Origin of the sequence: Rhodococcus sp. B7740, assembly GCF_000954115.1 — a bacterium.
Taxonomy (GTDB): Bacteria; Actinomycetota; Actinomycetes; order Mycobacteriales; family Mycobacteriaceae; genus Rhodococcoides.
Window position 1 is genome coordinate 2,594,202 of sequence record NZ_CP010797.1, and the last position, 25,862, is coordinate 2,620,063.

The 25,862-nt window shown below is 65.2% G+C and carries 26 protein-coding genes and 1 pseudogene; 15 read left to right on the forward strand and 12 right to left on the reverse strand.

From position 1 onward, the window contains the following. Nucleotides 1-65: 65 nt before the first annotated feature. From NY08_RS11905 to NY08_RS11915, 3 genes are all read right to left on the reverse strand, one after another. Nucleotides 66-740 (reverse strand): hypothetical protein, encoded by a 675-nt coding sequence (locus tag NY08_RS11905; protein WP_032395809.1) that lies wholly within the window; start codon nucleotides 738-740, stop codon nucleotides 66-68. 191 nt (nucleotides 741-931) lie between these two features. After that, a complete protein-coding gene (locus tag NY08_RS11910) occupies nucleotides 932-2,266 on the reverse strand; it encodes an ammonium transporter (RefSeq protein ID WP_094631177.1) in 1,335 nt (444 codons plus the stop codon). Further along, entirely contained in the window at nucleotides 2,263-2,994 is a 732-nt protein-coding gene (locus NY08_RS11915) for an enoyl-CoA hydratase (protein WP_045196563.1), read from the reverse strand. Before NY08_RS11915 ends, NY08_RS11910 begins: the two co-directional genes overlap by 4 nt. A 62-nt stretch (nucleotides 2,995-3,056) precedes the next feature. On the opposite strand from NY08_RS11915, the gene NY08_RS11920 reads away from it, so the two are divergent. Then, a complete protein-coding gene (locus NY08_RS11920; protein WP_045196565.1) occupies nucleotides 3,057-4,124 on the forward strand; it encodes an NAD(P)-binding domain-containing protein in 1,068 nt (355 codons plus the stop codon). A gap of 4 nt (nucleotides 4,125-4,128) precedes the next feature. On the opposite strand, the gene NY08_RS11925 is transcribed toward NY08_RS11920, so the two are convergent. Continuing rightward, complete coding sequence (locus tag NY08_RS11925; protein ID WP_045196567.1) at nucleotides 4,129-4,956, reverse strand: uroporphyrinogen-III synthase; 828 nt, start codon at nucleotides 4,954-4,956, stop codon at nucleotides 4,129-4,131. Nucleotides 4,957-5,052: 96 nt separating this feature from the next. Further along, entirely contained in the window at nucleotides 5,053-5,901 is an 849-nt protein-coding gene (locus tag NY08_RS11930; RefSeq protein WP_045200257.1) for an aldo/keto reductase, read from the reverse strand. A gap of 59 nt (nucleotides 5,902-5,960) precedes the next feature. Here NY08_RS11930 and NY08_RS11935 point away from each other — a divergent pair, with 59 nt between their 5' ends. Further along, nucleotides 5,961-7,592, forward strand: a complete 1,632-nt coding sequence (locus NY08_RS11935) for an ABC-F family ATP-binding cassette domain-containing protein (protein WP_045196569.1) — start codon at nucleotides 5,961-5,963, stop codon at nucleotides 7,590-7,592. A gap of 61 nt (nucleotides 7,593-7,653) precedes the next feature. On the opposite strand, the gene NY08_RS11940 is transcribed toward NY08_RS11935, so the two are convergent. Continuing rightward, the gene (locus NY08_RS11940) at nucleotides 7,654-8,484 is read right to left on the reverse strand and encodes an alpha/beta fold hydrolase (RefSeq protein ID WP_032395814.1); all 831 of its coding nucleotides are present in this window, start codon (nucleotides 8,482-8,484) and stop codon (nucleotides 7,654-7,656) included. Nucleotides 8,485-8,565: 81 nt separating this feature from the next. Between NY08_RS11940 and NY08_RS11945 the strand changes: the two genes are divergently transcribed. The 7 genes from NY08_RS11945 to NY08_RS11975 all read left to right on the forward strand — a co-directional run bounded on the left by NY08_RS11945 (nucleotide 8,566) and on the right by NY08_RS11975 (nucleotide 14,057). Then, entirely contained in the window at nucleotides 8,566-9,021 is a 456-nt protein-coding gene (locus NY08_RS11945; RefSeq protein WP_032395815.1) for a MarR family winged helix-turn-helix transcriptional regulator, read from the forward strand. 64 nt (nucleotides 9,022-9,085) lie between these two features. Beyond that, on the forward strand, nucleotides 9,086-9,358 hold the full coding sequence (locus tag NY08_RS11950) for a helix-turn-helix transcriptional regulator (RefSeq protein WP_045196571.1): 273 nt from the start codon (nucleotides 9,086-9,088) through the stop codon (nucleotides 9,356-9,358). Further along, on the forward strand, nucleotides 9,355-9,888 hold the full coding sequence (locus NY08_RS11955) for a membrane protein (RefSeq protein WP_032395816.1): 534 nt from the start codon (nucleotides 9,355-9,357) through the stop codon (nucleotides 9,886-9,888). The genes NY08_RS11950 and NY08_RS11955 overlap by 4 nt, the downstream gene beginning before the upstream one ends. Before the next feature lie 2 nt (nucleotides 9,889-9,890). Then, nucleotides 9,891-10,442: a hypothetical protein gene (locus NY08_RS11960; RefSeq protein WP_032395817.1), complete on the forward strand. Its 552-nt coding sequence runs from the start codon at nucleotides 9,891-9,893 to the stop codon at nucleotides 10,440-10,442. A gap of 16 nt (nucleotides 10,443-10,458) precedes the next feature. Further along, complete coding sequence (locus NY08_RS11965; protein ID WP_032395818.1) at nucleotides 10,459-11,352, forward strand: ABC transporter ATP-binding protein; 894 nt, start codon at nucleotides 10,459-10,461, stop codon at nucleotides 11,350-11,352. Next, nucleotides 11,349-12,548, forward strand: coding sequence for an ABC transporter permease (locus NY08_RS11970; RefSeq protein WP_032395819.1), 1,200 nt, complete (start codon nucleotides 11,349-11,351; stop codon nucleotides 12,546-12,548). The genes NY08_RS11965 and NY08_RS11970 overlap by 4 nt, the downstream gene beginning before the upstream one ends. A gap of 24 nt (nucleotides 12,549-12,572) precedes the next feature. After that, entirely contained in the window at nucleotides 12,573-14,057 is a 1,485-nt protein-coding gene (locus NY08_RS11975) for a carboxyl transferase domain-containing protein (protein ID WP_045196573.1), read from the forward strand. Between the two features lie 37 nt (nucleotides 14,058-14,094). On the opposite strand, the gene NY08_RS26645 is transcribed toward NY08_RS11975, so the two are convergent. Continuing rightward, nucleotides 14,095-14,493 (reverse strand): hypothetical protein, encoded by a 399-nt coding sequence (locus NY08_RS26645; RefSeq protein WP_045196575.1) that lies wholly within the window; start codon nucleotides 14,491-14,493, stop codon nucleotides 14,095-14,097. A 130-nt stretch (nucleotides 14,494-14,623) separates the two neighbouring features. Between NY08_RS26645 and NY08_RS11985 the strand changes: the two genes are divergently transcribed. The 4 genes and pseudogenes from NY08_RS11985 to NY08_RS12000 all read left to right on the forward strand — a co-directional run bounded on the left by NY08_RS11985 (nucleotide 14,624) and on the right by NY08_RS12000 (nucleotide 17,745). Then, nucleotides 14,624-15,295, forward strand: a complete 672-nt coding sequence (locus tag NY08_RS11985) for a methyltransferase domain-containing protein (protein WP_032395822.1) — start codon at nucleotides 14,624-14,626, stop codon at nucleotides 15,293-15,295. Continuing rightward, entirely contained in the window at nucleotides 15,292-15,894 is a 603-nt protein-coding gene (locus NY08_RS11990) for a TetR/AcrR family transcriptional regulator (protein ID WP_032395823.1), read from the forward strand. The genes NY08_RS11985 and NY08_RS11990 overlap by 4 nt, the downstream gene beginning before the upstream one ends. Nucleotides 15,895-15,995: 101 nt before the next feature. Then, nucleotides 15,996-17,242 (forward strand): annotated as a pseudogene (locus tag NY08_RS11995) (molybdopterin-dependent oxidoreductase). Next, the gene (locus NY08_RS12000) at nucleotides 17,239-17,745 is read left to right on the forward strand and encodes a hypothetical protein (RefSeq protein WP_045196579.1); all 507 of its coding nucleotides are present in this window, start codon (nucleotides 17,239-17,241) and stop codon (nucleotides 17,743-17,745) included. Before NY08_RS11995 ends, NY08_RS12000 begins: the two are co-directional and overlap by 4 nt. Before the next feature lie 15 nt (nucleotides 17,746-17,760). Here NY08_RS12000 and NY08_RS12005 read toward each other — a convergent pair whose 3' ends face one another. From NY08_RS12005 to NY08_RS12025, 5 genes are read right to left on the reverse strand one after another with little or no spacing between them, the layout of a single operon-like run. Next, nucleotides 17,761-18,525 (reverse strand): IclR family transcriptional regulator, encoded by a 765-nt coding sequence (locus tag NY08_RS12005; RefSeq protein ID WP_032395824.1) that lies wholly within the window; start codon nucleotides 18,523-18,525, stop codon nucleotides 17,761-17,763. 56 nt (nucleotides 18,526-18,581) lie between these two features. Then, the gene (locus NY08_RS12010) at nucleotides 18,582-19,583 is read right to left on the reverse strand and encodes a cyclase family protein (RefSeq protein WP_082073780.1); all 1,002 of its coding nucleotides are present in this window, start codon (nucleotides 19,581-19,583) and stop codon (nucleotides 18,582-18,584) included. Further along, nucleotides 19,580-19,876: a hypothetical protein gene (locus NY08_RS12015; RefSeq protein ID WP_230596818.1), complete on the reverse strand. Its 297-nt coding sequence runs from the start codon at nucleotides 19,874-19,876 to the stop codon at nucleotides 19,580-19,582. The genes NY08_RS12010 and NY08_RS12015 overlap by 4 nt, the downstream gene beginning before the upstream one ends. Continuing rightward, the gene (locus tag NY08_RS12020; RefSeq protein WP_032395825.1) at nucleotides 19,876-21,216 is read right to left on the reverse strand and encodes a TRAP transporter large permease subunit; all 1,341 of its coding nucleotides are present in this window, start codon (nucleotides 21,214-21,216) and stop codon (nucleotides 19,876-19,878) included. The genes NY08_RS12015 and NY08_RS12020 overlap by 1 nt, the downstream gene beginning before the upstream one ends. Next, the gene (locus NY08_RS12025) at nucleotides 21,213-22,577 is read right to left on the reverse strand and encodes a DUF1932 domain-containing protein (protein ID WP_045196581.1); all 1,365 of its coding nucleotides are present in this window, start codon (nucleotides 22,575-22,577) and stop codon (nucleotides 21,213-21,215) included. Before NY08_RS12025 ends, NY08_RS12020 begins: the two co-directional genes overlap by 4 nt. A gap of 409 nt (nucleotides 22,578-22,986) precedes the next feature. Between NY08_RS12025 and NY08_RS12030 the strand changes: the two genes are divergently transcribed. Further along, nucleotides 22,987-24,843, forward strand: coding sequence for a propionyl-CoA synthetase (locus NY08_RS12030; RefSeq protein WP_045196583.1), 1,857 nt, complete (start codon nucleotides 22,987-22,989; stop codon nucleotides 24,841-24,843). A gap of 73 nt (nucleotides 24,844-24,916) precedes the next feature. Beyond that, nucleotides 24,917-25,819, forward strand: a complete 903-nt coding sequence (locus NY08_RS12035) for a DMT family transporter (protein WP_045200263.1) — start codon at nucleotides 24,917-24,919, stop codon at nucleotides 25,817-25,819. Nucleotides 25,820-25,862: the final 43 nt, after the last annotated feature.

The following is a 25,862-nucleotide window of genomic DNA, read 5'->3' on the forward strand; positions in this document are numbered from 1 at the left end:
GACAAACGTCCCGACGATTGTGGCCCGCAACGAAAGTCCGTTGCGGGCCACAGCACTACCGAGAACTACTTCTTGGCAGCGGGGGGAGCGTTGAGGAGCTGGATGAACTGACCTGCGTTGCCTGCAATGGCACCGAGGCCACCGATGGCGGTACCGGCGAGGGACGCACCCGAGCCGAGAAGCAGTGCGCCGCCGACGCATCCGGCAACCGGTGCGGCACCGAAGAGCAGCAGTGCAGGAGCCGAGACGGTGCCCGCAGCGATGGCTCCGAGGAAGCAACCGGTGACCAGACCGGTTGCGGCTCCGAGGAATCCGCCGACCGATGCGGAGAGGCTGATGTTGTCCTTGACGCCGGAGACTGCGGCGGGCAGGTCGACCTGCTGCAGGCCGGGGAGGCCTGCGGAGACCGGGGTTGCCGCGGCGGGCGAGACATCGGCGGTCAGGGTGGCGTGGTTTCCGTCGATGACGGCGGCGACGGGGTGCGAGAACCCGTCTGCGGCAATGGCCAGGGGCACGGAGTCCACCAGGACGCCATTGGCGTCGCGGACGACGAGGTGGTTGTCCTCGTTGCTCAGGGTGCCGGCCGTCGTGTCGACGATTACCTGGCTACCGGCCTGGGTGACGTTCCAACCGACCGGAGCGGCAACGGCCGGTGCCGGATCGGCGTAGGCGGTGCCCATAGCGGTCGTCATCGCTGCAATGACCAATGCGGACGTTGCCGCGAATCGAGTCAGCTTCATGTTCCTCAGTCTTTCGTCGTGTCCATCACTCGATGCGAGCAGCGAAAAACTATGGGTGGAACACGCGGGCCAGGCGAACCGAAGATGAACGAACGGGGTCGAACCGAACAACGATCCGACGCATCGACTCAAAAGGGACAGAACGACTTTCGAAGTACAATCCGTTGGTAAACGACTCGCGCGGGTTGTCCCTACTTACCGAAAAGACCCGGTTTGTTGCTGCCGCCGTGGCTCACTCCGAAGTCGTAGGCGGACTCGGCGTGCTCGTGCTCGTCGAGTCCGTCGGCTTCGTGTTGCGCGTCGGCGCGCACTCCCATGACCGCCTTGATCGCGAACGCGATTGCGGTGGTGACGACGGCGCAGTACGCGAACACCGCCACCACCGCGATCGCCTGCACCCACAGCTGATGCAGCCCGCCGCCGTAGAACAGACCGTCCACGCCCGCCGGCATCTGCGCACTGGCCACGAGTCCGATCATCAGCGTTCCGACGATGCCGCCGACGAGGTGCACACCCACGACGTCGAGCGAATCGTCGTAGCCGAAGCGGTATTTGAGGCCGATGGCCAGAGCACACAGCGCACCCGACACGATCCCGATCGCCGCGGCACCGACAGGAGTGACCGCCGCGCACGAGGGTGTGATGGCGACCAGTCCGGCCACGACGCCCGAGGCAGCGCCGAAGGAGGTCGCATGCCCGTCCCGCAGTTTCTCGACCACGAGCCACGCCGCCATGGACATCGCTCCGGCACCCATGGTGTTCACCAGAGCCACTGCGGCGACACCGTCCGCGGCGAGCGACGATCCCGCGTTGAACCCGAACCAACCGAACCACAACAACCCGGCACCGAGCATGACGGCCGGAAGGTTGTGCGGGCGCATGGGATCTCGCGGCCAACCCCGACGTTTACCGACCACGAGGGCAAGCACGAGCCCGGCCACACCGGCGTTGATCTCCACCGCTGTGCCGCCGGCGAAGTCGATGGCACCGAGCCTGTTGGTGATCCACCCACCGAACTCACTCGTGAGCCCGTCGAGCGAGAACACCCAGTGCGCCACCGGGAAATAGACCAGGGTCGACCACAGTGCCGCGAACAGGACCCAGGGGACGAAGCGCATACGGTCTGCCACGGCCCCCGAGATCAACGCAACCGTCACCATCGCGAAGCCGGCCTGGAACGCCGCGAACACCAGCGCGGGAACCGTTCCCACCAACGGGATCGACACTGCTCCCCCGGCCGAGGTGTACACCCCGCCCAGCAGACCCTCGAAACCGGCGTACTGCAGCGGGTTTCCGATCCACCCGCCGATCACGTTGTCGCCGAACACCATCGAGAATCCAAACGCCAGCCACAGCAACCACACGACCGCAATCGCCGACAGACTCATCATCATCATGTTCAGTACGCTCTTCGAGCGCACCATGCCGCCGTAGAAGAACGCCAGACCGGGCGTCATCAAAAGCACCAGCGCAGTACTGGCCAGCAACCACGCAGTATCGCCCGCGTCGGGCGCGCCGAAGATCACCTGCCCACGAACTTCGGTGCGCGCTTCTCGGTACGTGCCCGTCGCGCTTCCCTCATGTCCTCGCTGCTCCACGCAGCCTCGAACGCCGCGGCCTGTTCCGGCGTCGGAACGTCGTGTGCTCCATCGTCGTTGAACACCAGCTTGAGATGCTCGAGCGCCAACGGAGCGAGCTCGGTGATGGACTGCGCCCACTGCGTCGCCACATCGACGTCGCCGAGTTTGTTCGCCAACCCGCACGAGTACGCCTGATCTGCGTGCACCCGCTCCCCGCCCAGCAGAATCGTGCGTGCCACTCCCCCGCCCGCGAGCGCCGCCAGCCGTCGGATGGTCCAGTTGCTCACCGCGATACCGAGCCGCGTCGACGGAATCTCGAAGAAGCTGCCCGGCGCGACGACCCGCAGATCGCAGGCGATGGCCAACTGGGTGCCTGCCCCCACGGCCGGGCCGTTGATGGCCGCGACCACCGGAATGGACGCAGACTCGACGGCGACCAGCATCTCCTCGAGGATCTGCCCGAAATGCTCGGGAAACGCATCACCGGTCAGATCCGCGCCCGCGCAGAAGCTGGTGCCCTGCCCGGTGATGACCACGACCCGCGCGCCGTCGTGCTCGGCTTGCTCGACTCCGCGATGCACCGCCAGGCACAGCTCGGAGTTCAACGCGTTCCGTCGATCCGGCCGCTGCAGTTCGATGGTGACGACGTCGCCGTCACGAGAAAGTCCGATCACGACAGCAGAGGTTACCCACCAGTACAGGAATCGACAGTGCGGGGCCTGATCTACTGGTCTGCATGATCGACACTCGGGTCGCCGTCATCGGTGCCGGCCAAGCCGGACTCTCGGCCGGCTATCACCTCCACCGCGCGGGACTGACCGCCGGTGAGGGGTTCGTGATGCTCGACCGTTCCCCCGGCCCGGGTGGCGCGTGGCAGTTCCGCTGGCCCTCGCTGACGCTGAGCACCGTCAACGGGGTGCACGACCTGCCCGGTATGGCCTTCACCGACACCCTCGGCGACGAGCCTGCCGAGACGATCCGCGCCGCCGACGCCGTCCCCCGCTACTACCGCGCGTACGAGGAACGCTTCGAACTGCATGTTCGACGCCCCGTCACGGTGACCGTCGTGTGCGACCGAGAACCCCGATTCCGGGTCGAAGCCGGCGACACCGTCGTCATGGCCGAGGGACTGATCAACGCGACCGGGACGTGGGAGAAGCCGTTCGTTCCGCACTACGACGGTGCCGAGACGTTCACGGGCAGGCAACTGCACACCAAGGACTACCGGACCGCCGACGAGTTCACGGGCAAGCACGTCGTCGTGGTGGGCGGCGGCATCTCGGCCGTCCAACTGCTCGACGAAATCTCCCAGGTCACCACGACGACCTGGGTGACACGTCGACCACCGGTGTTCCGGGACGGCGAATTCGATCACGATGCCGGACGCAAGGCCGTCGCCATGGTCGAGGAGCGGGTGCGGGCCGGCCTGCCACCCGGCTCGGTCGTCTCGGTGACCGGGCTCCTGCTGACGCCGTCGTTGGCCGCCGCTCGCAACCGCGGCGCGCTCGATCGAAAGCCCATGTTCTCATCCATCACGGAAGATTCGGTGGTGTGGGAGGACGGGTCGAGTCAGCACGCCGATGTGATCCTGTGGGCCACCGGCTTTCGCAGCGCCCTCGACCACCTCGCTCCGCTGCGCCTGCGCGGGCACGGCGGCGGAATCGTCATGGACGGCAGGCTCACCACCCGGGTCGCCGCGAACCATCGCGTCCATCTGCTCGGCTACGGGCCGTCCGCAAGCACGATCGGGGCCAATCGCGCGGGACGAGCCGCGGTGACGGAGCTGCTGGACACCTTGGGCTGAATTTTCACGGCGAGCCGAGCTGCTCGGTCACGAACTTCGCCAGCGCGCCCAACCGCGCCCGGCTCGGCATCGACGTCGGAACACCCAACGCATCCAACGGCGCCGACGTCACCGGCCCCACGCAGATCGCGGCGACAGGGCCGCGAAGTGCGTCGAGGAAGGCGTCGAGCAGGCCGTTGTCCTTCGCTGTCGAGAGAAGCGAGGCCACCGCCGGGGCGCTGGTGAACGTGACCGCATCCACGCGGCGGTCGATGATCTGCCCCAACAGATCGAGGAGCGGAGCCTGATCGAGAGGGCGGATCCACCGGTACACCGGAACCGGCCGCACATGTGCCCCGAGTTCGCTCAGTGCGGCATCGAGATGGATCGTCGGTTCCCACTCGGTGATCACCCCGTGCAGCTGAACCGCGATGTCCACGCCGGCAACACCTTCGGCGGCGAGATGAGCGGACACTTCCTGCGAGGCCTCGGTGGCCGGGGACCATTCCTCCCGCAGCCCGGCACCGCGAATGGCACCGCGCGCCTTGGGGCCTCGGGCAATGATGCGCGAATGTGCAAGAGCAGCAACGAGATCATCGCGGACACCCCAATCCGCGGCCGCGTCGAGCCAGCCCCGGAAACCGATGCCGGTACTGATCACCACGATCTGCGGCGGTCGTTCGACGATGCCCACGGTGGCGGACTTCAGCTCCGAGTCGTCGATCAGTGGCAGAACGTGAATCGCCGCGGCGTGAACGATGTTCGCGCCGCGGCGTTCGAGCATGGCGGCCAATTCGTCTGCACGCCGCTCGGCGGTGAGGGCAACGGTCCTGCCGTCGAGCGAATCGGACATGGGTACAGACTAGGCCCCCTATGTGCACGCTGTGCCCGTGGTCGTTCCGCGGGCTCCACTCCGGACTTCGTAGCCCACTACGAAGTTCCGCTCACATCAGCTGCTGAACTTGTCCGGGTCCGGGCCGGTGCGGCCATCTGCGGAGTCCAAGGCGTTGATCTGCTGAATCTCGTCGTTGCTGAGCTCGAAGCCGAACACGTCGAAGTTGCTGGCGATGCGCTTCGGAGTGACCGACTTGGGGATCACCACGTTGCCGAGCTGGATGTGCCAGCGCAGGATGACCTGGGCCGGGGTGACGCCGTGTGCCTCACCGATGGTCGCGAACACCGGCTCGTCGAGGATGGTGCCCGATCCCAGTGGGCTCCAGGCCTCGGTGGCGATGCCCTTCGAGGTGTGGAACGCGCGCAGCTCTTCCTGGATCAGCCGCGGATGCAGCTCGATCTGGTTGACCGACGGGGTCTCGCCGACGGCGTCGATCAGCTTCTCCAGGGTGGGGATGGTGAAGTTGGAGACACCGATGGATCCGATGCGGCCGTCTGCCTTCAGCTTCTGGAAAGCCTTGAAGGTGTCGATGTACTTGTCGCGGTCGAGCTGCTGCCAGTGAATGAGGTACAGGTCGAGGTACTCCAGCCCGAGGCGATCCATGCTGGCGTCGAACGCCTTCAACGTCGAGTCGTAGCCCTGATCGTCGTTCCACAGCTTGGTGGTGACGAACAGCTCGTCACGGGCGATGCCGGATTCTGCGATGGCCCGGCCGGTCCCGGTTTCGTTCTCGTACACCTTGGCGGTGTCGATACTGCGGTAGCCGACCTTCAGTGCCTCGGTCACTGCGGCCTGGGCACCATCGTCGGGCACCTGCCACACACCGAACCCCAGCTGGGGAATGGACGTGCCGTCGTTGAGCACGATGGTCGGGACAGTACTGGTCTCGGCTGAATACGTCATACGAATGGCAACGGGCGGCACGGTGAATCTGTTCCCATCCCGCCGGAGATACTTGTTCGGTGACCGCAACGCTTCGTATCGATGATCTCGCCGCATTTCACGGCGATCGAACCCTGTTCTCCGGCCTCGATCTGACGGTGGCCGAGGGTGACGTGATCGGGCTCGTCGGGGCCAACGGTGCGGGCAAATCGACCTTGTTGACGCTGCTCGCCGGGGTGGGAACCGCCGATCACGAGGGCGAGATCCACACCAGCCCGCCCGACGCCACGGTCGGCTACCTGGCTCAGGAGCCCGAGCGCATCGCCGGGGAGACGGTGCTGGACTTCCTCGGTCGACGGACCGGGGTGACCGAGGCCGAATCGTCGATGAACGCGGCAGCCGAGGCGTTGAGGTCCAGTGATGAGGACCTGTACACCCCGGCGCTGGAGAAGTGGCTGGCGCTCGGCGGCGCAGATCTGGCGGAGCGAACAGCAAAGGTGCTGGCGGACCTCGGCCTCGAGGTCGACGGCAGCGCATTCATGACGGACCTGTCGGGTGGGCAGGCCGCCCGCGCCGGGCTCGCCGCGATTCTGCTCGCGCGCTACGACATCCTGCTGCTCGACGAGCCCACGAACGACCTCGATCTGGCCGGCCTCGAGCAACTCGAGCAGTTCGTCGTCGCAACGCGGGCGGCCATCGTTGTCGTCAGTCACGATCGCGAATTTTTGGCACGCACAGTGACGGGCGTCGTGGAGCTCGATCGAGCTCAGCGTCGCATCGATGTGTACGACGGCAGCTACCAGTCGTATCTGGCTGAGCGCGAGATTGCCCGCCAGCATGCCAGGGAGAAGTACGACGAGTTCGCAGACACCAAGTCCGCGTTGGAGTCTCGGGCGCAGATGCAGCGAAACTGGATGGAGTCCGGGGTGCGCAATGCGCGCCGCAAGGCCACCGACAACGACAAGATCGCCCGCAAGACACGCGCCGAATCGACCGAGAAGCAGGCCGCGAAAGCCCGTCAGACACAGCGCCGAATCGAGCGCCTCGAGGTCGTGGAAGAACCGCGCAAGGAGTGGGAACTGCGGATGGAGATCGCCGCAGCTCCCCGGAGCGGAACCGTCGTGTCGGTGTTGGGCGGTGCACTCGTGCGGCGATCCGGGTTCACGTTCGGACCGGTCACGACGCAGATCGACTGGGGCGATCGCATTCTGATCACCGGGCCCAACGGATCCGGCAAGACGACGTTGCTGTCGGTTCTACTGGGCAGGCTCAGCCCGGACGAGGGCACTGCCTCGCTGGGATCCGGGGTCGCCGTCGGTGAAATCGACCAAGCGCGGGCATATTTCGTCGGCGAGGGCACGGTGTCCGACGCCTTGAGCGCTGCAGTTCCCGAGTGGCCGGACGCCGATGTCCGCACCCTGCTGGCGAAGTTCGGTTTACGCGGCGACGATGCACTGCGGCCGGCGTCGTCGCTCTCGCCCGGTGAGCGAACCCGCGCAGCGCTCGCGTTGCTACAGGCCCGCGGAGTCAATCTGCTGGTCTTGGACGAGCCGACCAACCACCTCGACCTGCCTGCCATCGAACAACTGGAACGCGCGATGGAGAACTTCGAGGGCACGCTGCTGTTGGTGACGCACGACCGCAGAATGCTCGACACGGTCCGCAGCACGAGGCACTGGACGATGGCCAACGGGCAGCTGTCGGAACTGTAGGTCGCAGTGAAATCGGGTGCAGCCGACCGCGGTGAGCGCGGTCGGCTGCACCCGATTCACGTCAGTCCATCAGAATCTCGTTCACCTCGGCGGCGGGATGCATCGGCAAACCGTGGTGCGTGGCGTTCCCGAGTACCACCGTCCTCGCACTCGGCAGAACGGCATGCACAGCCGATTCGATCCGAGCGGCGTTGTGCACCCTCCCCTTCCCGGCCAGGACCACGGTGGTGCGGACAGCGAATCCCTCGAACGCAGCGGGCTTCGGCCGCTTCGGAACGATGGTCTTCGCCGTCGGGAAATGTGCGGCCCCGAGCGCGAGGACGTCGAGCCAGTCGGAATCCAAAGCCAGGCCATCGGTCTCCCACGCCACGAAGCGCCGCTGTCGCTTTTCGTTGGGAGAAAGCAGAATCGGAATCGCGTGCAGCAGGTACCGCGGACTCATGGAGCCGAAGCAAGCATTGGGATCCAGGAGTGTCAGCGCATCGACGCGGCTCGGGTTTCGCAGGGCGTACGCCAGGGCGATCATCGCGCCGTAGGAATGGCCGCAGAGTGCCACGGTTGGCAAGTTCAGCTCATCCAGGACGGCCGTCAGCCAACCCAGTAGCTCCTCGACAGAGTCGATGGCGCGTTCCCCGGGCACGCTGCGCCCGACGTCGCCCATGAGGTCCACCGCGTACACCCGATAGTGCCGAGAGAGCGGCGCGACGTTGGCGAACCACACGGTCGACGTCGCACCGGCCCCCGGGAGCAGCACCAGGGGCGGGCCGTCGACGGGTCCGCAGGCGTTGATCCGTGTGGTGCCGTGCACCGTGTTCGCGTCGATGGCCTGGGTATCAGCCGGCCACTTCTGCAGCACTCGGTCGTAGGCGGTGAAGAATCCGTCCAGCGTCATTGCGACCCTCTATTCTCTCGATGATCGAGATAGTAGACAATAGAGAGACTACTCGTACAGCAACTCCCGAGGGATCGACACATGACCGAACCTGTCGCCGCCGTACATCGGTTGCGAGCGCTCACCGTCGAACTCGATCTCCTCGGCGCAGACTTCGCTCAGAAGCACTCACTTCACCCGACAGACATCCGCGCGCTGATCTGCCTCCTCGATGCCGACCGGGCCGGAACGCGTGCCACACCCGGCTGGCTCGGCGGACAGCTGGGCCTCGAATCGGCATCCGTCACCGCCCTGGTCGATCGAATGAGCAAGCGCAACTTGGTATCACGCGAAGCAGACCCAGCCGATCGCCGTCGAGTACTGCTGCGCGTGACCGCTCACGCGTCGGAACTCGGCACCACGTTCTTCGGCCCCGTCATCGGCCGAGCAGTCGACGAGCTGGCACGTTTCACACCCGAGCAGCGGGCAACGATCGACGACTTTCTGACGACCATGCACGCGGTGGTCGTGGCCGCTCGCGAACAGCAGAACCAGTAGGCGCATCGATAAAACTGTTATTACTGGTTGACACATCGTTGGGTTTATACAACACTTCATTGTCATGAGCCCCGTCAAGCGCAGTACCGCGCTCCCGATCTTCAACAGGGTGGGTGTTCTGCGGGCAGAACGAAAGATGAGCCGCGCGCAACTGGCCGAACTCGTCGAAGTGAACCCCCAGACAGTGGGTGCCCTCGAACGAGGCGACCACTACCCGAGCCTCGACCTTGCGATGCGCATCTGCGACGTCTTCGATCTGCCGATCGAAGCAGTGTTCTCGCGCACCGAACTCGGACCGCTCTCCGCCGAACTCTTCCGAAGGGAGAAGGATCGATGACCACACCCGGCTCCGACATCCTCACCCGCTATCAGGCCTATCGCACCCGCCGATTCCTGGAGCACGACGCGAAAACCCATCACTGGCTTCAGAACTGGCGCACCCAGAAACGTCGACGCATACTCGCCGTAATGTTGATGGCGTCCTTGCTCACCCTGTTGGTGATAGCCGTGTGGTCACTCTTCTCCCGGTGGGCACCGATCGCATGGATCCCGGCCACCGTGATGTTTCTCGTCGCCTGGACGACGCTGCAAACCGTGTCCCGTCGCCACAGCGATGCACCGGTGGGAGCACTCGACGAATGGGAAGTGCAGCAGCGCAACGAAGCACGTTCGATCGGCCTCACCGTAACCCAGGCCCTGGTATTGGTGGCACTTCTGGTCTTGATCGTGCTGTCGGGAGCGTACGACAACGAAAATCTGGCTTACGCCGGAGGATTGTGGACGCTCGCTGCTCTGCTTGCAGGTGGATGCGCCCCGGCAGTGATCCTCGCGTGGATCACCCCCGACCCCGATCCCGAGGACGGCTGACCATGAGCGAACGACCCGACATCCTCACCCGCTATCAGGCCTATCGCACCCGCCGATTCCTGGAGAACGACGCCAAGACTCGCCATTGGCTTCCGAAGTGGCGCACACAGCGTCGACGCCAGATCCTCGTGGTAGCTGTGGCCGTACTCCTCTTCGCCTTCTTCGTCGTCAGCATCGGCAGCCTGTTCTCCGAGTGGTTCGCACTCGGATGGATACCGGCCGCACTGCTGTTCATTCCGATCTGGACGGCATTACAGATTGTCTCCGGCCGGCACGGGGACGCACCCGTCGGAGCACTGGACGAATGGGAAGTGCAGCAGCGCAACGAAGCTCGCTCCATCGGCCTCACCGTCACGCAGACGCTGGTGATGGCAGCCGCATTCGCCTCCATCTTCCTCTCTGTGTCGTTCGAGGACATGCCCCGCCTCGCCTATGCGGGCGGCGGCTGGACTCTGGCCGCACTCATGACCGGAATCTGCTCCCCCGCCATGATTCTCGCGTGGATCACCCCCGACCCCGAACTCGACGACATCCCGAATTTCGACCAGCAGTAACGACCGAAAGGGCACCATGAGCACCCTCACGATCGACTCCGTCTCCAAGAGATACGGCGACAAGATCGCCCTCGACAACCTCAGCTTCGACGTCCGGCCGGGCGAACTGTTCGGCTTCGTCGGCAGCAACGGCGCAGGCAAGACCACCACGATGCGCATCGCATTGGGCGTGTTGTCGGCAGATTCCGGCCAGGTTCTATTGGGCGGCAAGCCCGTCGACCTCGACGTCCGCCGCACCATCGGCTACATGCCCGAGGAGCGCGGCCTCTATCCCAAGATGAAGGTGGGCCCGCAGTTGGCCTACATGGCCGAGCTGCACGGCCTGTCGTCCAAGGACGCCAAGGCCGCGGTGATCCGCTGGACCGAACGACTCGGCATCGACCAGCGCGTCAACGACACCGTCGACGCGCTGAGCCTGGGCAACCAGCAGCGCGTGCAGTTGGCGGCCGCGCTGGTGCACGACCCCGCGGTGCTGGTCCTGGACGAGCCGTTCTCCGGCCTCGACCCGATCGCTGTCGACGTGATGAGTGAGGTACTGCGCGAAAAGGCCGCTGCCGGAGTGCCGGTGGTGTTCTCGAGCCACCAGCTCGATCTGGTGCAACGCCTGTGCGATCGCGTCGGCATCATCGCCGCCGGCTCGATGAAGGCAATCGGGACCGTCGACGAGCTACGCGGGTCGGGAGATTCGCAGCTACGCGTCCACGCACCGAACGCCGCACCCGGATGGGCGTCGGGCATCACCGGAGTGAGCACCCTCGGCCACAGCGACGGCGTCACCGTCCTGGGCTTGGCACCCGGGGCCGACGACCAGCAGATCCTGCGGGCGGCACTGGCGACCGGTCCGGTACACGACTTCTCCATCCAGAAACCTTCCCTGAGCGACCTGTTCCGAGAGGCGGTAGTGGCATGAGCTCCCAACTGAACTCCTTCAGCGCTGTGTCCTTGATAGCCAAGCGCGAGTTCACCGTTCAGGTGATGAAGAAGAGCTTCGTCATCAGCAATGCGATCATCCTGGCCGTCATCGTCGGCGGTATCGTCGCGTTCTCGATCTTCTCCGGGAGCGGTGACGAGGAGCGCGACGTCGTCGGCATCGCCGGAGACCAGTCCATCGCGGCCGTAGTCGAAGCAACCGGCGACGCCGTCGGTTCGCCGGTCGAGGTCCGTGAGATCGCCGACGCGGCGGCCGCACGCAGCGGCGTCGAATCCGGGGATCTCGACGTGGCGTTGGTTCCGGACGGAACCGACGGTGCGTACACCGCCGTCACCGAGTCCGACCTGACCGGAACGTTACGCGCCGTCGTCGAAGGCAGTGTTGCAACACAAGCCACCAATACTGCACTGGCGCAACAGGGTGTCGACCAGAACGAACTCGGAGCAGCGACAAGCGCCGCAACGGTCACCGTCGACGCCATCGATCCCCCGGATCCCGAGGCAGGTCAGCGGACCGCACTTGCCCTGTCGGCAGTGTTTCTGCTCTATGCCCAGATCATCGGCTTCGGCATGTACGTCGCGATGGGCGTCGTCGAGGAGAAGTCCTCTCGGGTGGTCGAACTGCTGCTCTCCACCGTCCGCCCCCTGCAGTTGCTGTGGGGAAAGATCCTCGGTATCGGCGCGGTCGGCATCGTGCAGCTTGCTCTCTACGGAATAGCCGGTGTCGGTGCAGGATTGGGTACGGGCGTCCTCACGGTCACGGGTGCTGCGGTGAGCGTCTTCGCTGCAACCCTCGCGTGGTTCGTTCTCGGGTTCGCATTCTTCGCGGTGCTCTACGCTGCGGGCGGCTCGATGGTCTCGCGGCAGGAGGACGTCAACTCGACGACCATGCCGCTGTTGATCCTGATCATGGCGATGTTCTTCGCGGCCTTCTACTCCGTCAGCGATCCGGAGAGCACCCTGGCCAACACGCTGAGCTGGATCCCGCCGTTCTCCGCGATCATGATGCCTCTGCGAATTGCAGCGGGCGTGACCTCGCCGATGCAGATCGTCGGCTCGGCGGTTCTGATGGTGGTCACCACCGCGATCCTGGCCATGGGCGCGGCGAAGATCTACCAGCGTTCCATTCTTCGGATCGGCAAGACCGTCTCGTGGAAGGAAGCGTTTGCTCGCTAGGGTTCGCTGCGTAGGCTCCCCGATATGAGCCAACGGACATCCGCCGCCGAGATTCTCGACTCCGTTCTCGACGGCGGATCGTTCGTGTCCTGGGACTCCACGCCAGTGGACGTCCATCCTGGGGAGTCCTATCTTCGGGACCTGGCGAGAGCTCGGGAGAAGAGCGGCGTCGACGAATCGGTTGTGACCGGCGAGGGCACCCTCGACGGCCGCCGCGTGGCGATCATCGCGTGCGAGTTCGCATTTCTCGCCGGATCGATCGGCGTTGCCGCGGCCGAGCGCATCACCTCCGCTATCGAACGCGCAACGGCCGAGGGGCTGCCGCTCATCGCCTCCCCCACCTCCGGCGGCACGCGTATGCAGGAGGGCACACTCGCCTTCGTGCAGATGGTCAAGATCGCCTCGGCCGTCACCGCACACAAGGCGGCGCACCTGCCGTACCTGGTGTACCTCCGGAATCCGACGACCGGAGGCGTGTTCGCATCCTGGGGGTCGCTTGCTCACGTCACCGTGGCCGAGCCGGGCGCCCTCATCGGGTTCCTCGGGCCCCGCGTCTATCAGGCGTTGTACGACAAGCCATTTCCCGACGGCGTCCAAACCGCCGAGAACCTCTACCAGCACGGCGTCATCGACGGTGTGGTGCCGGTGGATCACCTGCGCCACTTGTTGATCCGCGCACTTCGAGTGATCGTCGACGCCGCCGTGTGGCACCAGGATGCCGGCGAGGAATCGGTGGACATCCCCGCGACTTCGGCGTGGCATTCGGTGCAGTCGTCCCGCCGCACCGACCGGCCTGGCATTCGGCAACTCATCGAACACACTGCCAGCGAACACGTTCCACTCAGCGGCACCGGACAGGGCGAGGCCGACACCTCGATTCTGTTGTCGCTGTGCCGCATCCGTGGAGTCTCGTGCGTGCTGTTCGGCAACGACCGGAGCAGCAGCACCGCCACCGCCACGATGGGTCCTGCGGCACTACGTGAGGCACGACGCGGAATGCGCCTGGCCGAGGAACTACGCATCCCGCTGGTACTGGTGATCGACACGTTCGGCGCTGCCCTCTCCAAGGAAGCCGAGGAAGGCGGCCTGGCACCCGAGATAGCCCGCTCGATCTCCGACCTGGTGACCGTCGATACCCCGACGGTGTCGGTGCTGCTCGGCCAGGGCACCGGCGGCGGAGCGCTCGCACTTCTGCCCGCCGATCGCGTGCTGTGTGCCCAGAATGCCTGGCTCGCACCGCTTCCGCCCGAGGGTGCCAGCGCCATCGTGCACCGGGACACCGCTCACGCCCCGGACATGGCCGAGGCGCAGGGCATCCGATCCGTCGATCTGCTGCGCGACGGCATCGTCGACGCCATCGTCCCCGAACTCCCCGACGCCGCCGACGAACCGGCCGCCTTTTCCGCCCGAGTCGCCGATGCCATCGTTCGAGAACTGCGCACGTTGTCCACCGTCGACTCCGCCACCCGCACGCGATCCAGACTCGCCCGCTACCGCACGCTGGGATGAGCGGCTCCGCCGCATGTGAGCAGAAGTTCGACCCCTGCTACGAAGTTTCGTGCACCTGCGAGGTCACGAGTGCCAATACGTCACCCGCACGCAGGTCGGCGGGAAGCTCCACCGGACCGACACAGCGTCGACCCGGACCGTGCACATCGACCTTGACCACCGGACCCACCGAATGCCGGTTGACCACCACGGCCTGGCGCAGATCCGCGAACTCGGCGTCGACGCCCACCTCGCCGGCAATCACCGAACGCACCCGAGTCACCAGAATCGAACCCCACTGCACCGGAGTGCCCTGCGCGTCCGCAAGATCCTCCAGCGCAACGCCGTCGACGGTGATGCGGCCGCAGACGCAATGCGTATCTGCAGGCCAGAGCGCTGGATCGCACCGCGAAACATATGCGGCACCGAGGGACGGAAGCATGTCGAGAAGTGTCATGAGAGGAAGTCTCACGCCGCGCGGTGGCGTCGAACAGAGGTGTTGACGCAATCTTGACGGCACCCACGGGAAATTTGACGCGCTTCGCCCCGCGATGCCGCTGACTGTACTCACTGGTACATTCGATCGGGTGATTGCAGACGACGTCTATCGCCGCGGCCGCGCAGGCCTACCCTCGTGGATCTCCGACTACGACGGTCGACGCACCGAACTGCCGATCGCACGCTGGATGGGTGGAGCCCATTCGACGGTCGACGACATCCGGGCCGACGAGGCCTCCATTGCGTTCTGCACCGGCCCCACCCTCGATCTCGGCTGTGGGCCAGGGCGGTTGACCGAGGCACTGACCCGTGCCGGCGTTCCCGCACTGGGGGTAGACACGTCCTCGGTCGCCGTGGAGATGACGAATCACCGCGGTGGGTTCGCCGTGGAACAGGACATCTTCTCAGCACTCCCCAGGGCCGGGCAGTGGTCCCACGTACTGCTCGCGGACGGCAACATCGGTATCGGCGGCGATCCTGCCGCGCTGTTGACGACCGTACGAAGACTGCTGCACGAGAGCGGAACAGCCATCGTCGAAGTCGAGCCGACCCCCGATCTGGACGATCGGAACCGAATGGTTCGATGGGAGACCGGCGACTCGGTGGGCGAGTGGTTCACGTGGGCCAGTGTCGGCGCGGGTGCGCTGTACTCGCTGGCGGTGGCTGCAGGGCTTCGGGTCCGCCGAACCATCGAATCGAACGGCCGAGTGTTCATCGAACTCGCTGTTCACCGCATCGACCGAGGAGCCGAGGGCCCGTGAGCAAGGAGCTGCCGAGAACGGCCAAAGGCAGACGCACCAGAGCTGCGATCGTCGACGCCGCAGCATCGATGATGTACGACCACGGCGTCGCGGGAACCACTCTCGACGACGTTCTCGCCGCATCGGAGACCGGGAAGTCGCAGCTCTACCACTACTTTTCCGACAAGTCGGACCTGGTCGAGGCCGTCATCGCACGTCAACTCGAGCGCGTGCTCGCCGCTCAGCCACGCCTGGCCCACATCGACAGCCTCGACGACATCGACGCCTGGACCGCCGAGATCGTGCGAAATCACGAACAACCAGGTGGTCCGTTCTCGTGCCCCCTCGGTTCACTCGCTGCAGAACTGAAGAACGACGCGGCGTTCGTTCCCGCCCTGCACGCCGCGTTCCGGCGCTGGGAGCAACCTCTCGAGCAGGGACTTCGTCGCATGATCGACCGGGGCGAACTCGACGTCGCGACCGATCCGGCCGCCGCTGCCGCCACCTTGATCGCCTCACTGCAGGGGGGCATGCTGATCGCCCGCATCGCGGGCGATGTGCAACCACTGCGCGACACGCTGAACGCATCGGTCTCCGCATTGCGTCGACGCGCGACCTGAGAAGCGACGCCTGGACGCACCCTGGCGAAAGGACTCCCGGTGCGCTAACCTCGACTCATTGATTTGTACTACTGGGTACAATCTTGGAGACGGGAACCAGCATGCAACGAATTCCCACGTTCCGAAGCCCGATCCGCGGCGTCTGGTTCACGTCGGTCCTCGCATCCGTCCTGCTCGTCGTCCTGCCGATCGTGACGATCACCGGATTCTTTTCCTGGGCCGCGTACGGTCCTCAGTTCGGCCAGGCCATGCCCGGCGACGTCGGATGGTTACGGATACCGTCGTTCGACTGGCCGACCGAACCCGCCTGGCTCTACCGGCTCACCCAGGGCCTGCACGTGGGACTAGGTCTGGTCATGGTGCCGATCGTGCTGGCCAAGCTGTGGTCGGTGATTCCGAAGCTGATCGAGATGCCCCCGATTCGCAGCGTGGCGCATCTGCTGGAACGAGTGTCGTTGCTGGCGTTGGTCGGTGGCATACTCTTCGAGATCATCACCGGTGTGCTGAACATTCAGTACGACTACATCTTCGGATTCAGCTTCTACACCGCGCACTACTGGGGAGCCTGGGTGTTCGTCGCCGGCTTCGTCGCCCATGTGGTGTTGAAGTTTCCGACCATGGTGACCGCGCTGCGAACGCGCCCGTTCCTCGAGCTGATGCGCATCAGGGTGGCGGACACGGTGCCCGACTCCGACGACGAATCAGGCCTTGCTGCAACCGATCCCGCTCCGGCGACGATCAGCCGCCGCGGAGCACTCACCCTCGTGGGCGGCAGCGCATTGTTCGTCGCCGTGCTGAGTGTCGGGCAGACGACCGGCGGGCCACTGCGCGGGGCAGCGCTCCTGCTCCCCGAGGGCGTTCGTACGGCAACGGCCCCAACGACTTCCAGATCAATCGCACTGCGCAATCCGCGGGCGTCACCGATGCGCAGACAGGAGATTCGTGGCGGCTGACCGTATCGGCCGGCGGTACCGCCGTAGTACTCACTCGAGCTCAACTCGAGCAGATGGACCTGCATACCGTCGAACTCCCGATCTCCTGTGTCGAAGGCTGGTCGACGGTACAGACGTGGACCGGTGTTCCACTGCGCGATCTGGCTGCGCTCGTGGGCATCGATTCTGCCGATACCGGTGAGGTGCGGTCGCTCGAACCCGTCGGTTCGTTCAACCGCGTCACCTTCGGGGGACATCAGATGATGCATCCCGATTCGCTTCTCGCACTGAAGGTCAACGGGGCCGACCTGTCCCTCGATCACGGCTATCCCGCTCGGATCATGATGCCGGCGATACCCGGAGTGCATGCCACCAAATGGATCGAATCAGTCGAATTCTTCGGGGAGGGAGCATGAGTACGTTTCGGGCGAGGTACGGCGCAGGCCCCGTGCATCTCGCGGTCACGGCCTTCTGTCTCGCCCTGTCCGGAGCGGTGGTCCTGACGATCGGCTTTCCGGCCCTGTGGAACACCGACAAGTGGTGGCAGTCCATCGGACTGTGGTTCGTCGGCGCGGCCGTGGTGCATGATGCGATCCTGTTCCCGTTGTACGCGGTACTCGACAGAACTCTGGTTGCTCGGCTGGGCAGGTTCGTCAACGCGGTACGCATTCCTGCGCTCGGAGCGGGACTGAGCCTGTTGCTGTTCGCACCGGGGATCTTCGCGCACGGAAGCGAGACATACGAGGCCGCCACCGGTCAGACCCAGGAGCCGTACGCGATGCGATGGCTGTTGCTGGTCGCGGGGATGTTCGCGGCCAGCGCGGCGTTCTACGGCGGCCGCGAAGTACTTCGGAGGCTACGCACCCGCCCCGTTGTCGATAACCCGAAGTGGCAGCACGCGCCCAACCAGGCTCGGTGATACCCCGATTCCGAGTCAACGGCCCGCTGGAACGCGGACCCCCAATGATGCCGCCGCTCTGCGTACTTCGGCGACGAGCTGACCTCGCACATTCTCGTCGAACGATTCTGCAGGACCCGTCACGCCGAGAACGGCAGTCAGAGTGCCATCCTGGGCGCGGACCGGTGCCGTGACCGAGGCGATCCCGAACAGTCGTTCGCTGATCGAGAACGCGTATCCGTCACGTCGTATCTGCTCGAGTTGGGAACTCAAGTCGGCTTTGCTGAGAACGCTGCCATCTGCGTGCGCGATCTCGGCGACGCCGGCCACCGCATCGTCTATCTCGGCATCGTTCATCTCCGCGAGGATCGTCTTTCCTGCCCCACCGAGATGCAGAGGGAGCCGCTCTCCTACGGGCAGGACGTAGCTGAGCGGATGATCGCTCTCCACGCGTGCGATGAGCACTCGACTGTTCTCGACACGCACGTAGATCGATGCAGTGAATCCGGTGTTGGCAGCAAGCTGTTGCAGGACCGGCTGAGCGAGCACGCTGAGCGGGTTGGTCACCATGAACGCATGCGCGACAGCGAGGGCGGCGGGACCCGCGGTGTATCCGTCTGCCGATCGCGCCGCGAAACCTCGCTCCGACAACACCCCGAGGATGCGTTGCACAGTGGCGACGTGCAGATCGGCAAGACGGGCGAGTTCGCTGAGCCGGAGAGGTTGCTTCGCTGATTGCAGCACTGTGAGGACATCGAAAGCGCGGTCGAGAGACCGCATGTTGCCTGCCGGCGCTGCCATTGTTGTCCTCTCCGAGATTTACTCAAGAGAACTTATCACTGTGCGAGAACGACTTGTCAGCGCAGTGCGGTCGCGTTGCACGGCGATCCGACGCCGCCGACGATCGGTAATGGTTTGACGGTGAGCATGGCCTCCCATACGTCGTTGGCGCGGCTGTCTGCGACCAGTTCGGTGAGGTTCCACAGCTCGCCGAGCGGAACACCGAGTTTCGCGATCAACTCCTGGTGCATCATTCCTCGGTCCTCGGGTGCCGAGTGCAGGAACGGGCTGTCCTCGACAACCGGCAATACTTCCACGGCGAACGTGTCGGTAGCGAACAACGCGATCTTGTTGTCCCACAACCACTCGAGCAACGCCGGGTGTTGCGCGAATCCGGTCGCGCGTCTTCCATCTCGGACGGAATTCTGCTCCTCACCGGTCGCATTGAGATACCAGCGTGCCCAGCCGGTATGGACGAGTATCAGATCTCCCGGTCGGACTTCGACCTGCTGTGCACGAACGGCATCGTCGAGCAGGTTCGCGTCCAGTGCGGGACCGTCGAGGTGGTCGAGAGGGGTGCCGTTCTCGATCATCATTCCTTCGATATCGAGGACCAGCCCGCGCCCGACGATCGGTGCATCCGCCCACGCTTGCACTCCCAGGCGTGGTGCGCCGACCACGATGGCGGCGTCGTCGACCCCGTCGTAGAAGCCGTGACCGGAGACCCTGCGGTGACGGAGACCGTCGAGGTGGCTGCTCGTCTGCAGAAAGAAGTGGTCCAGGACGTCGTCTCGCGATTGTTCGTGGGCGCTGACGATGGTGTGCGTCGGTGCGGACCGTGAACGCGCCATCGGCGGATCGAACGCACCCACCGCATAGTCGAGACTGAAACACTCTCCGCGAGTGACGATCCGGGCCGCCTCCACGATGTGTCGAGGACCGGCGAAATTGGCGGTACCTCGGTCGGGATCGTCGAACAAACCCCAGCTGGATCCAGTCGGTACACCGTCGGTGCGCGTCACCAGGTCTGCGTACGGGGACCCCGTATGCAAACCCGGTGCCACGTGTCGATCGGTCATGCGTGTCCCGAGGTCACCGTGCGCGCGGAGTCCTCCACCGCCGAAGATTCGTCGTCGGTTCGATGAAAGTACGACAACGCGAATGCGAGCAGCCCGGCAATACCGGCGGACCCATAAGCCCACGGGGCAAGCAGCTCCTCGATGTGCGTGACGAACTCGCCGTCACCGGCGACGAGTCCACCACCCTGAAGGACGACAATCGCCAGTCCCCCGAGCAGGAAGGCCACCACGCTGACCCTGAAGATCGTCGAGATGCATTTTTCGAGCATGGACTTTCCTTTCGTGGTGGTCATCAGCTGACCGGAAGGAGGCCGAGTGCGATGAGAACTCCAACGCCGAGAATCGGGATGCAGTAGTACTTCAACAACGGGACGAACATCTTCGCTGGGTCGACGCGTGCAATACCTGCGGCGACGTAGATCGGGGCTCCAGACGGGGGCGACGCGCCCTCGGTGGATGCGAAGACCAGCACGGCTGCGGCCGCAACCGGTGCGGGAATACCGACACCGACCAGTGCAGCAACGGCGACACCGCCGACGGCGGCCATCGTGGCCGACGCGGTGAGCGGGATAGCGATGACGACGATGATGACGCCGACCAGAATGGCCATCAGCCACGCGGGTGCGCTGAGGTTTGCCAGCATGGTGGTGAGCTGCTCGGGAAGCCCGAGATCGCCGAGGACGTTCGAGGCGGAGAAGGCTGCCACGATGGTGACGCCGATGACGCCGAACTGAGGTGCTGTGTCGCCGAGAATCTTCCACCATCCTTTACCGGTCTTCGGCAGATGACGGCGGCCGAGGAAGAACACAAGAAGAATCATCAGAACCGGGATCCAGGTGATCAGGCTGAGCGCGCTGGACATCACGAGGTCGGTGTACTCGGCGATCGGGGCCGCAATCGGACCGCGGGTGAGCAACAACGGAATGATGATCGGAACGAAGAGCAGCAGTGACGTCCATCCGGCGCGCAGGCTCTTGCGAGCGGGAATGCGGTCTTCCTCGGCTATGGGCTGCAGGCCGTTCTTGCGGACCAGATAGTAGTTGAGCACCAATCGGTAACCCAGGCACCACAATCCGGCCAGAGCAAGGGGAAGGATGATCTCATCGGGTTCCATCAAACCGGTGACGGTGGTGGAGCCGACGAGGATGAACATGGTCGCACTGAAGGGGAAAGTCACACCCATTCCCGCGCAGCCTGCGACGACGGTGGCGGACAGTTCGCCGCTGACGCCGGATCGCTTCATCCACGGCACCGTGACGGATCCGACGGCAGCAGTGACGGACGCACCGACGTGCGCGATGGCACCGAACATGCCACCCGCCACCGTCGAGGTGTAGATCGGTCCGCCGCGGAGGCGGCCGAAGAAGGTGTTCAGAATATCGATGAGGCGGTCGAGTACCGGCGTCTTGGCCAGCACGAAGCTCATGAAGATGAAGGCCAGTCCGGCGAAGGTGACCTCTTCCTGCATCGAGTCGAGGAATCCGTGCCACATGTATTCGGGCGCGCTCCGGCCGGCGAACGCACCGACCACAAGGAACCCGACGATCATCGCCTCGCCGATGTTTCGTTTGAGCACCGCGTTCCAGAAGATGATGGCGACGATGAACGACACCAGCGCCCAGATGGCAATCATGACGCGGTCCTGGCTGCGATGATCGCGGCGCGGCGTTGCGCTTCGTCGGCCTCGACGGCACGGCCACCGGCCAGGCTGCCGAAGGCTTCGGCTGCGGGGACGATGATGACGCCGTCGTCATCGGCGACGACGAGATCACCCGGGTTACAGACGACACCGCCGATCGCGACGGGGATGTCGTTGTAGCCGGGGCCGTCCTTGTACGGCCCCGCCGGGCTGACCGCTCTGGCCCACACTCCGAAGCCGATCTCTTCGAGCACGTCGATGTCTCGGGCTGCGCCGTCGATGATCATGCCGACACAGCCACGGGAGCGGGCGCGCTCGGCGAGCAGTTCCCCCATCAAGGCACGGTTGGGGTCGCCATGTCCGTTGATGACGATCACCTCACCGGGGAGCACCTTCGCCACCGCCGCCTGCAGGGCTTTGTTGTCTCCTGCTCTGGTCCAGACCGTACGCGCCCGACCAACGGTGCGAGCACCTTTCCACATTGCCCGAATGCCCGAGTCGACCATTCCCATACGTGCGCGAGCGTCGCCGATGTTCGCGACCGGCAGTTTTGCGTAGGCCTCGGCGAGTTCACCGACGTCGCGCCCGTTTGCATCGGCCAGCGCGGCATGCAACTCGGCTGTCGCCGTGGCGAGGACTGGACGGACACCGAGCTCGTCGAGCAGTTCTACCGACGCCGCCGCTTCCACCGCGCGCCGGGCCGCGTGCTTCCGGGTGCCCTCGCGCAGTCGATCGAGGGCTTCGAAGCCATCCGACAGCTCGGCGGCGATCTGACCGCGTACCCACTGCTCGGCACCCGCCGCAGCACCGGCGTCGGTGGATTCCACGATGAGCGCGCCGAGACCTTTCATGAAGCTGCTACGCAGCAACTTTCGTCGTGAAGCATCGCCGGGCGCACCGCCGATATCTTCGACCGGAGCCCCCAGCGCCCGGAAATGGCTTGCCGCCGAGCTCGAACCGGAGCCGCTGACGACCAGGCCAGTGCGTGCACCGTGCGCCGGGACGGAACCGATCACGGCGACGTCGGCGAAAGCGACCCCGGTGGCGACCGATACCGCCGCTGCCACGTCGTTCTTCACAACAGCGGATGCGGAGTTCATGTCCGCGTACGTCGTTCCCGAGCTCAGGTGCGGAGCCGCGGCCGTCGCGGCCTGCACGGCCACCTTCGAGCTGGTCAGGCTCAAGACCAGATCGGCACCGTTTACTGCGTCCGCCACGTCGTCGAACCGGATGACCTCCGACGGCGTTGCCGTGTCCGCGGGATCGAATCCTGAAACGTCCCAACCGATTGCCGCAAATCCCGACGAGTAGAGGGTGCCCGCTTCGCCGAGCCCCAGGATAGCTACCTTCATCATTTCCTCTCATACAATGATAGTTCCTATCACTTGATGTTGTAATGGTGGTCACAGCCGAGTAGAGATGTCAAGTAGGTCGCATACGACGACTCAGCAAGTCGGCGGGCACCGAACCGGCTACGGATGCAGCGAGCGCGAACCGTGCGGGCCGTCCCTGCAGGCGAGATACGTTGATGGACAGATCAACTGCCGCCAGGGCCCGATGGCCGGGAGTCGCTGCCGAACCCGCCTGCCGCCGGATGCGTCGGACAGAAGCTTCCAACTGTAGTAACGACGCAACATCGACGGCCGGACCTCGAGTCAGGACGAGTGCTGGGAAGCGACCGCCGGTCGATGGCATTCCGCCGGTCGTCGCCGGTAGTGCGCAACCCGGCCCGGACCACCCCCACCTCGAACTACGCTCGCAGACATGAGTGGCGAGTATCGGCAGGCATTCGGAGACAGCGTCGACAACCGGGAGCAATTCTGGCTGTCTGCGGCGGCAGACGTCGACTGGGACACCCCACCGACCACCGCGTTCGACGGCTCGCACTGGTTTCCCGGTGCCCGCCTGAACACCTGTTTCAATGCCCTCGACCGGCATGTCGACGCCGGGCACGGCGACCGGACCGCATTGATCTACGACTCGGCGATGCTCGGACTGACCCGCAGCTACACCTACGCCGAACTGCTCGATCGGGTCGCTCGTTTCGCCGGGGTGTTGAGCAGCAACGGCGTCTCCCCCGGCGACCGCGTGGTGATCTACCTGCCGATGATTCCCGAGGCAGTGATCGCCATGCTCGCGTGCGCCAGGCTCGGCGCGGTGCACTCGGTGGTGTTCGGCGGCTTCGCGGCCAAAGAGCTGGCGGCGAGAATCGACGACGCCGAGCCGGTCCTGCTGATCACTGCCGCCGGCGGGTTCGAGCCTGGTCGAGTCGTCGAATACCTCCCCCTGGTGCAGCGCGCCCTGACTCTCACGACGGCGACCGTCCCCGCGGTGATCGTCAAGGCCCGCGACGGCATCGCAGGCAGCCACGACTGGCTGGACTGGGACACCCTCATCGCCGACGCCCCCGCCGCCCAACCGGTTTCGGTGCAGGCGACGGATCCGCTGTACATCCTCTACACCTCGGGCACGACCGGTAAGCCCAAGGGTGTGGTGCGCGACAACGGCGGTCATGCCGTCGCGCTGACCTGGTCGATGCGCAATATCTACGACGTCGGTGCCGGTCAGGTGATGTGGACGGCGTCCGATGTCGGCTGGGTCGTCGGACACTCCTACATCGTCTACGGACCGCTGTTCGCCGGTGCCACAACGGTTCTCTACGAGGGCAAACCCGTAGGAACTCCCGATGCAGGCGCGTTCTGGCGGGTGATCCAGGATCACCGCGTCCGCGCGTTGTTCACCGCGCCGACGGCCTTGCGTGCCATCCGCAAGGTCGACCCACACGCCGCCGAGCTCGAGAAGTACGACACCTCGTCGCTCGAGACACTGTTCGTCGCCGGTGAACGCCTCGATCCCGACACCTACGAGTGGATTTCGCGAACCCTGGACCGCCCCGTCGTCGACCACTGGTGGCAGACCGAAACCGGCTGGGCGATCTGCGCCAATCTTCGTGGCCTCGAACCACTTCCGATCAAACCCGGATCACCGACGGTACCGGTGCCGGGATTCCAGGTCGGTATCCTCGACGCGGCCGGTGCGCCGGTGGAGGCAGGCACCGAGGGCAACATCGTCGTGCAGCTGCCACTGCCACCGGGCGCGCTGGTGGGACTCTGGAACGACGAATCACGGTTCCAGCGTTCGTATCTCGACACGTTCCCGGGCTACTACCTCACCGGCGATTCCGGGTACATCGACGCCGACGGGTACGTCTACGTGCTGGGCCGCAGTGACGACGTCATCAACGTGGCCGGCCACCGCCTGTCCACCGGGTCGATGGAGGCCGTGCTGGCCGGTCACCCCGCCGTCGCCGAATGCGCCGTCATCGGAATCCACGACGACCTCAAAGGCCAGCGCCCCAGCGGCTACGTGGTGCTCAAGGCCGGGGAGACCATCACCGAGGATCAGCTGCGTACCGAACTGGTGGCCATGGTCCGCGATCAGATCGGTGCACTCGCGACGTTCCGGGACGTGACGATCGTCGGTGCCCTACCGAAGACCCGCTCGGGCAAGATCCTGCGGAAGACGATGCGGCAGATCGTCGCCGGCGAGGAGTACGGCGTGCCGTCGACCATCGAGGATCCCGCCGTACTCGATGCGCTGGAGAAGTTGCTCGGCAGATAGGCGGCATCAATTCGCGCAACGATGGCCGAAACCCGCGCGCCAGGGGTCGTTCGCGCGAGATAGCGTCGTGCTCATGACAGATCTCGACACCCGTCCCGCCGTCGATTGGCTCGCCCTCGGCGCAGTCACCGTCACGGTGATCTCGTGGGCCTCGGCCTTCGTCGCGATTCGCGGCGTCGGCGAATCCTTCGGGGCGGGCCCGCTCGCGCTGGGTCGGCTGCTGATCGGATCTGTGGCACTCGGCGCGATAGTTGTGGCCAGAAGGCAGTGGGTCAAGCCCAACCGCACACAGTGGCTGCAGATCGTCAGTATCGGCGTGTTCTGGTTCGGCATCTACAACGTCGCCCTCAATGCCGCCGAGCAACGCGTCGATGCCGGTACGACGTCGATGATCATTCAGATCGGTCCGATTCTGGTCGCCCTGTTCGCGGGTCTGCTTCTGGGCGAGGGCTTTCCGAAGTGGTTGGTGATCGGTGCGGGCATAGCATTCGCCGGCGCGGTCATGGTCGGTGTCGTCACGGCGGTGACCACGACGTCGACCACCAAGACCGACGCCGATTTCCTCGGTATCGCTCTGTGCCTGGTGTCCGCGGTGACCTACGCCATCGGAGTGCTCAGCCAGAAGCCGGTGCTGCGCACCATCCCCGGACTTCAGGTGACGTGGATGGCATGCACCATCGGCGCGGTGTGCACGCTGCCCTTCGCACCGGCGCTGCTCGACGACCTCGGGGCTGCCTCGGCCGGTGCCACCGGCGGATTGATCTACCTCGGCCTGGTCCCGACGGCACTGGCCTTCAGCACCTGGGCCTATGCGCTGACGCGGATGAACGCCGGCAAGCTCGGGATCACCACGTACGCCGTGCCACCGATCACGATCACGCTGGCCTGGCTCCTGTTGGGTGAGGTGCCGCATTACCTCGCCGTGGTCGGCGGAGTGATCTGCCTGGTGGGCGTCGGATTGTCCCGCAAAAGATAGGGGTCACTTCGCAGGCTCCGCTCCCGCAGGAGTTAGGGGTCAC

Bases quoted from the DNA above. Each gene is read 5' to 3' on its own strand.
- NY08_RS11905 (WP_032395809.1), bottom strand. From the start codon at position 740: ATGAAGCTGACTCGATTCGCGGCAACGTCCGCATTGGTCATTGCAGCG.
- NY08_RS11920 (WP_045196565.1), top strand. From the start codon at position 3,057: ATGATCGACACTCGGGTCGCCGTCATCGGTGCCGGCCAAGCCGGACTC.
- NY08_RS11925 (WP_045196567.1), bottom strand. From the start codon at position 4,956: ATGTCCGATTCGCTCGACGGCAGGACCGTTGCCCTCACCGCCGAGCGG.
- NY08_RS11930 (WP_045200257.1), bottom strand. From the start codon at position 5,901: ATGACGTATTCAGCCGAGACCAGTACTGTCCCGACCATCGTGCTCAAC.
- NY08_RS11940 (WP_032395814.1), bottom strand. From the start codon at position 8,484: ATGACGCTGGACGGATTCTTCACCGCCTACGACCGAGTGCTGCAGAAG.
- NY08_RS11945 (WP_032395815.1), top strand. From the start codon at position 8,566: ATGACCGAACCTGTCGCCGCCGTACATCGGTTGCGAGCGCTCACCGTC.
- NY08_RS11950 (WP_045196571.1), top strand. From the start codon at position 9,086: ATGAGCCCCGTCAAGCGCAGTACCGCGCTCCCGATCTTCAACAGGGTG.
- NY08_RS11955 (WP_032395816.1), top strand. From the start codon at position 9,355: ATGACCACACCCGGCTCCGACATCCTCACCCGCTATCAGGCCTATCGC.
- NY08_RS11960 (WP_032395817.1), top strand. From the start codon at position 9,891: ATGAGCGAACGACCCGACATCCTCACCCGCTATCAGGCCTATCGCACC.
- NY08_RS11965 (WP_032395818.1), top strand. From the start codon at position 10,459: ATGAGCACCCTCACGATCGACTCCGTCTCCAAGAGATACGGCGACAAG.
- NY08_RS11970 (WP_032395819.1), top strand. From the start codon at position 11,349: ATGAGCTCCCAACTGAACTCCTTCAGCGCTGTGTCCTTGATAGCCAAG.
- NY08_RS11975 (WP_045196573.1), top strand. From the start codon at position 12,573: ATGAGCCAACGGACATCCGCCGCCGAGATTCTCGACTCCGTTCTCGAC.
- NY08_RS26645 (WP_045196575.1), bottom strand. From the start codon at position 14,493: ATGACACTTCTCGACATGCTTCCGTCCCTCGGTGCCGCATATGTTTCG.
- NY08_RS12000 (WP_045196579.1), top strand. From the start codon at position 17,239: ATGAGTACGTTTCGGGCGAGGTACGGCGCAGGCCCCGTGCATCTCGCG.
- NY08_RS12005 (WP_032395824.1), bottom strand. From the start codon at position 18,525: ATGGCAGCGCCGGCAGGCAACATGCGGTCTCTCGACCGCGCTTTCGAT.
- NY08_RS12010 (WP_082073780.1), bottom strand. From the start codon at position 19,583: ATGACCGATCGACACGTGGCACCGGGTTTGCATACGGGGTCCCCGTAC.
- NY08_RS12015 (WP_230596818.1), bottom strand. From the start codon at position 19,876: ATGACCACCACGAAAGGAAAGTCCATGCTCGAAAAATGCATCTCGACG.
- NY08_RS12020 (WP_032395825.1), bottom strand. From the start codon at position 21,216: ATGATTGCCATCTGGGCGCTGGTGTCGTTCATCGTCGCCATCATCTTC.
- NY08_RS12025 (WP_045196581.1), bottom strand. From the start codon at position 22,577: ATGATGAAGGTAGCTATCCTGGGGCTCGGCGAAGCGGGCACCCTCTAC.
- NY08_RS12030 (WP_045196583.1), top strand. From the start codon at position 22,987: ATGAGTGGCGAGTATCGGCAGGCATTCGGAGACAGCGTCGACAACCGG.
- NY08_RS12035 (WP_045200263.1), top strand. From the start codon at position 24,917: ATGACAGATCTCGACACCCGTCCCGCCGTCGATTGGCTCGCCCTCGGC.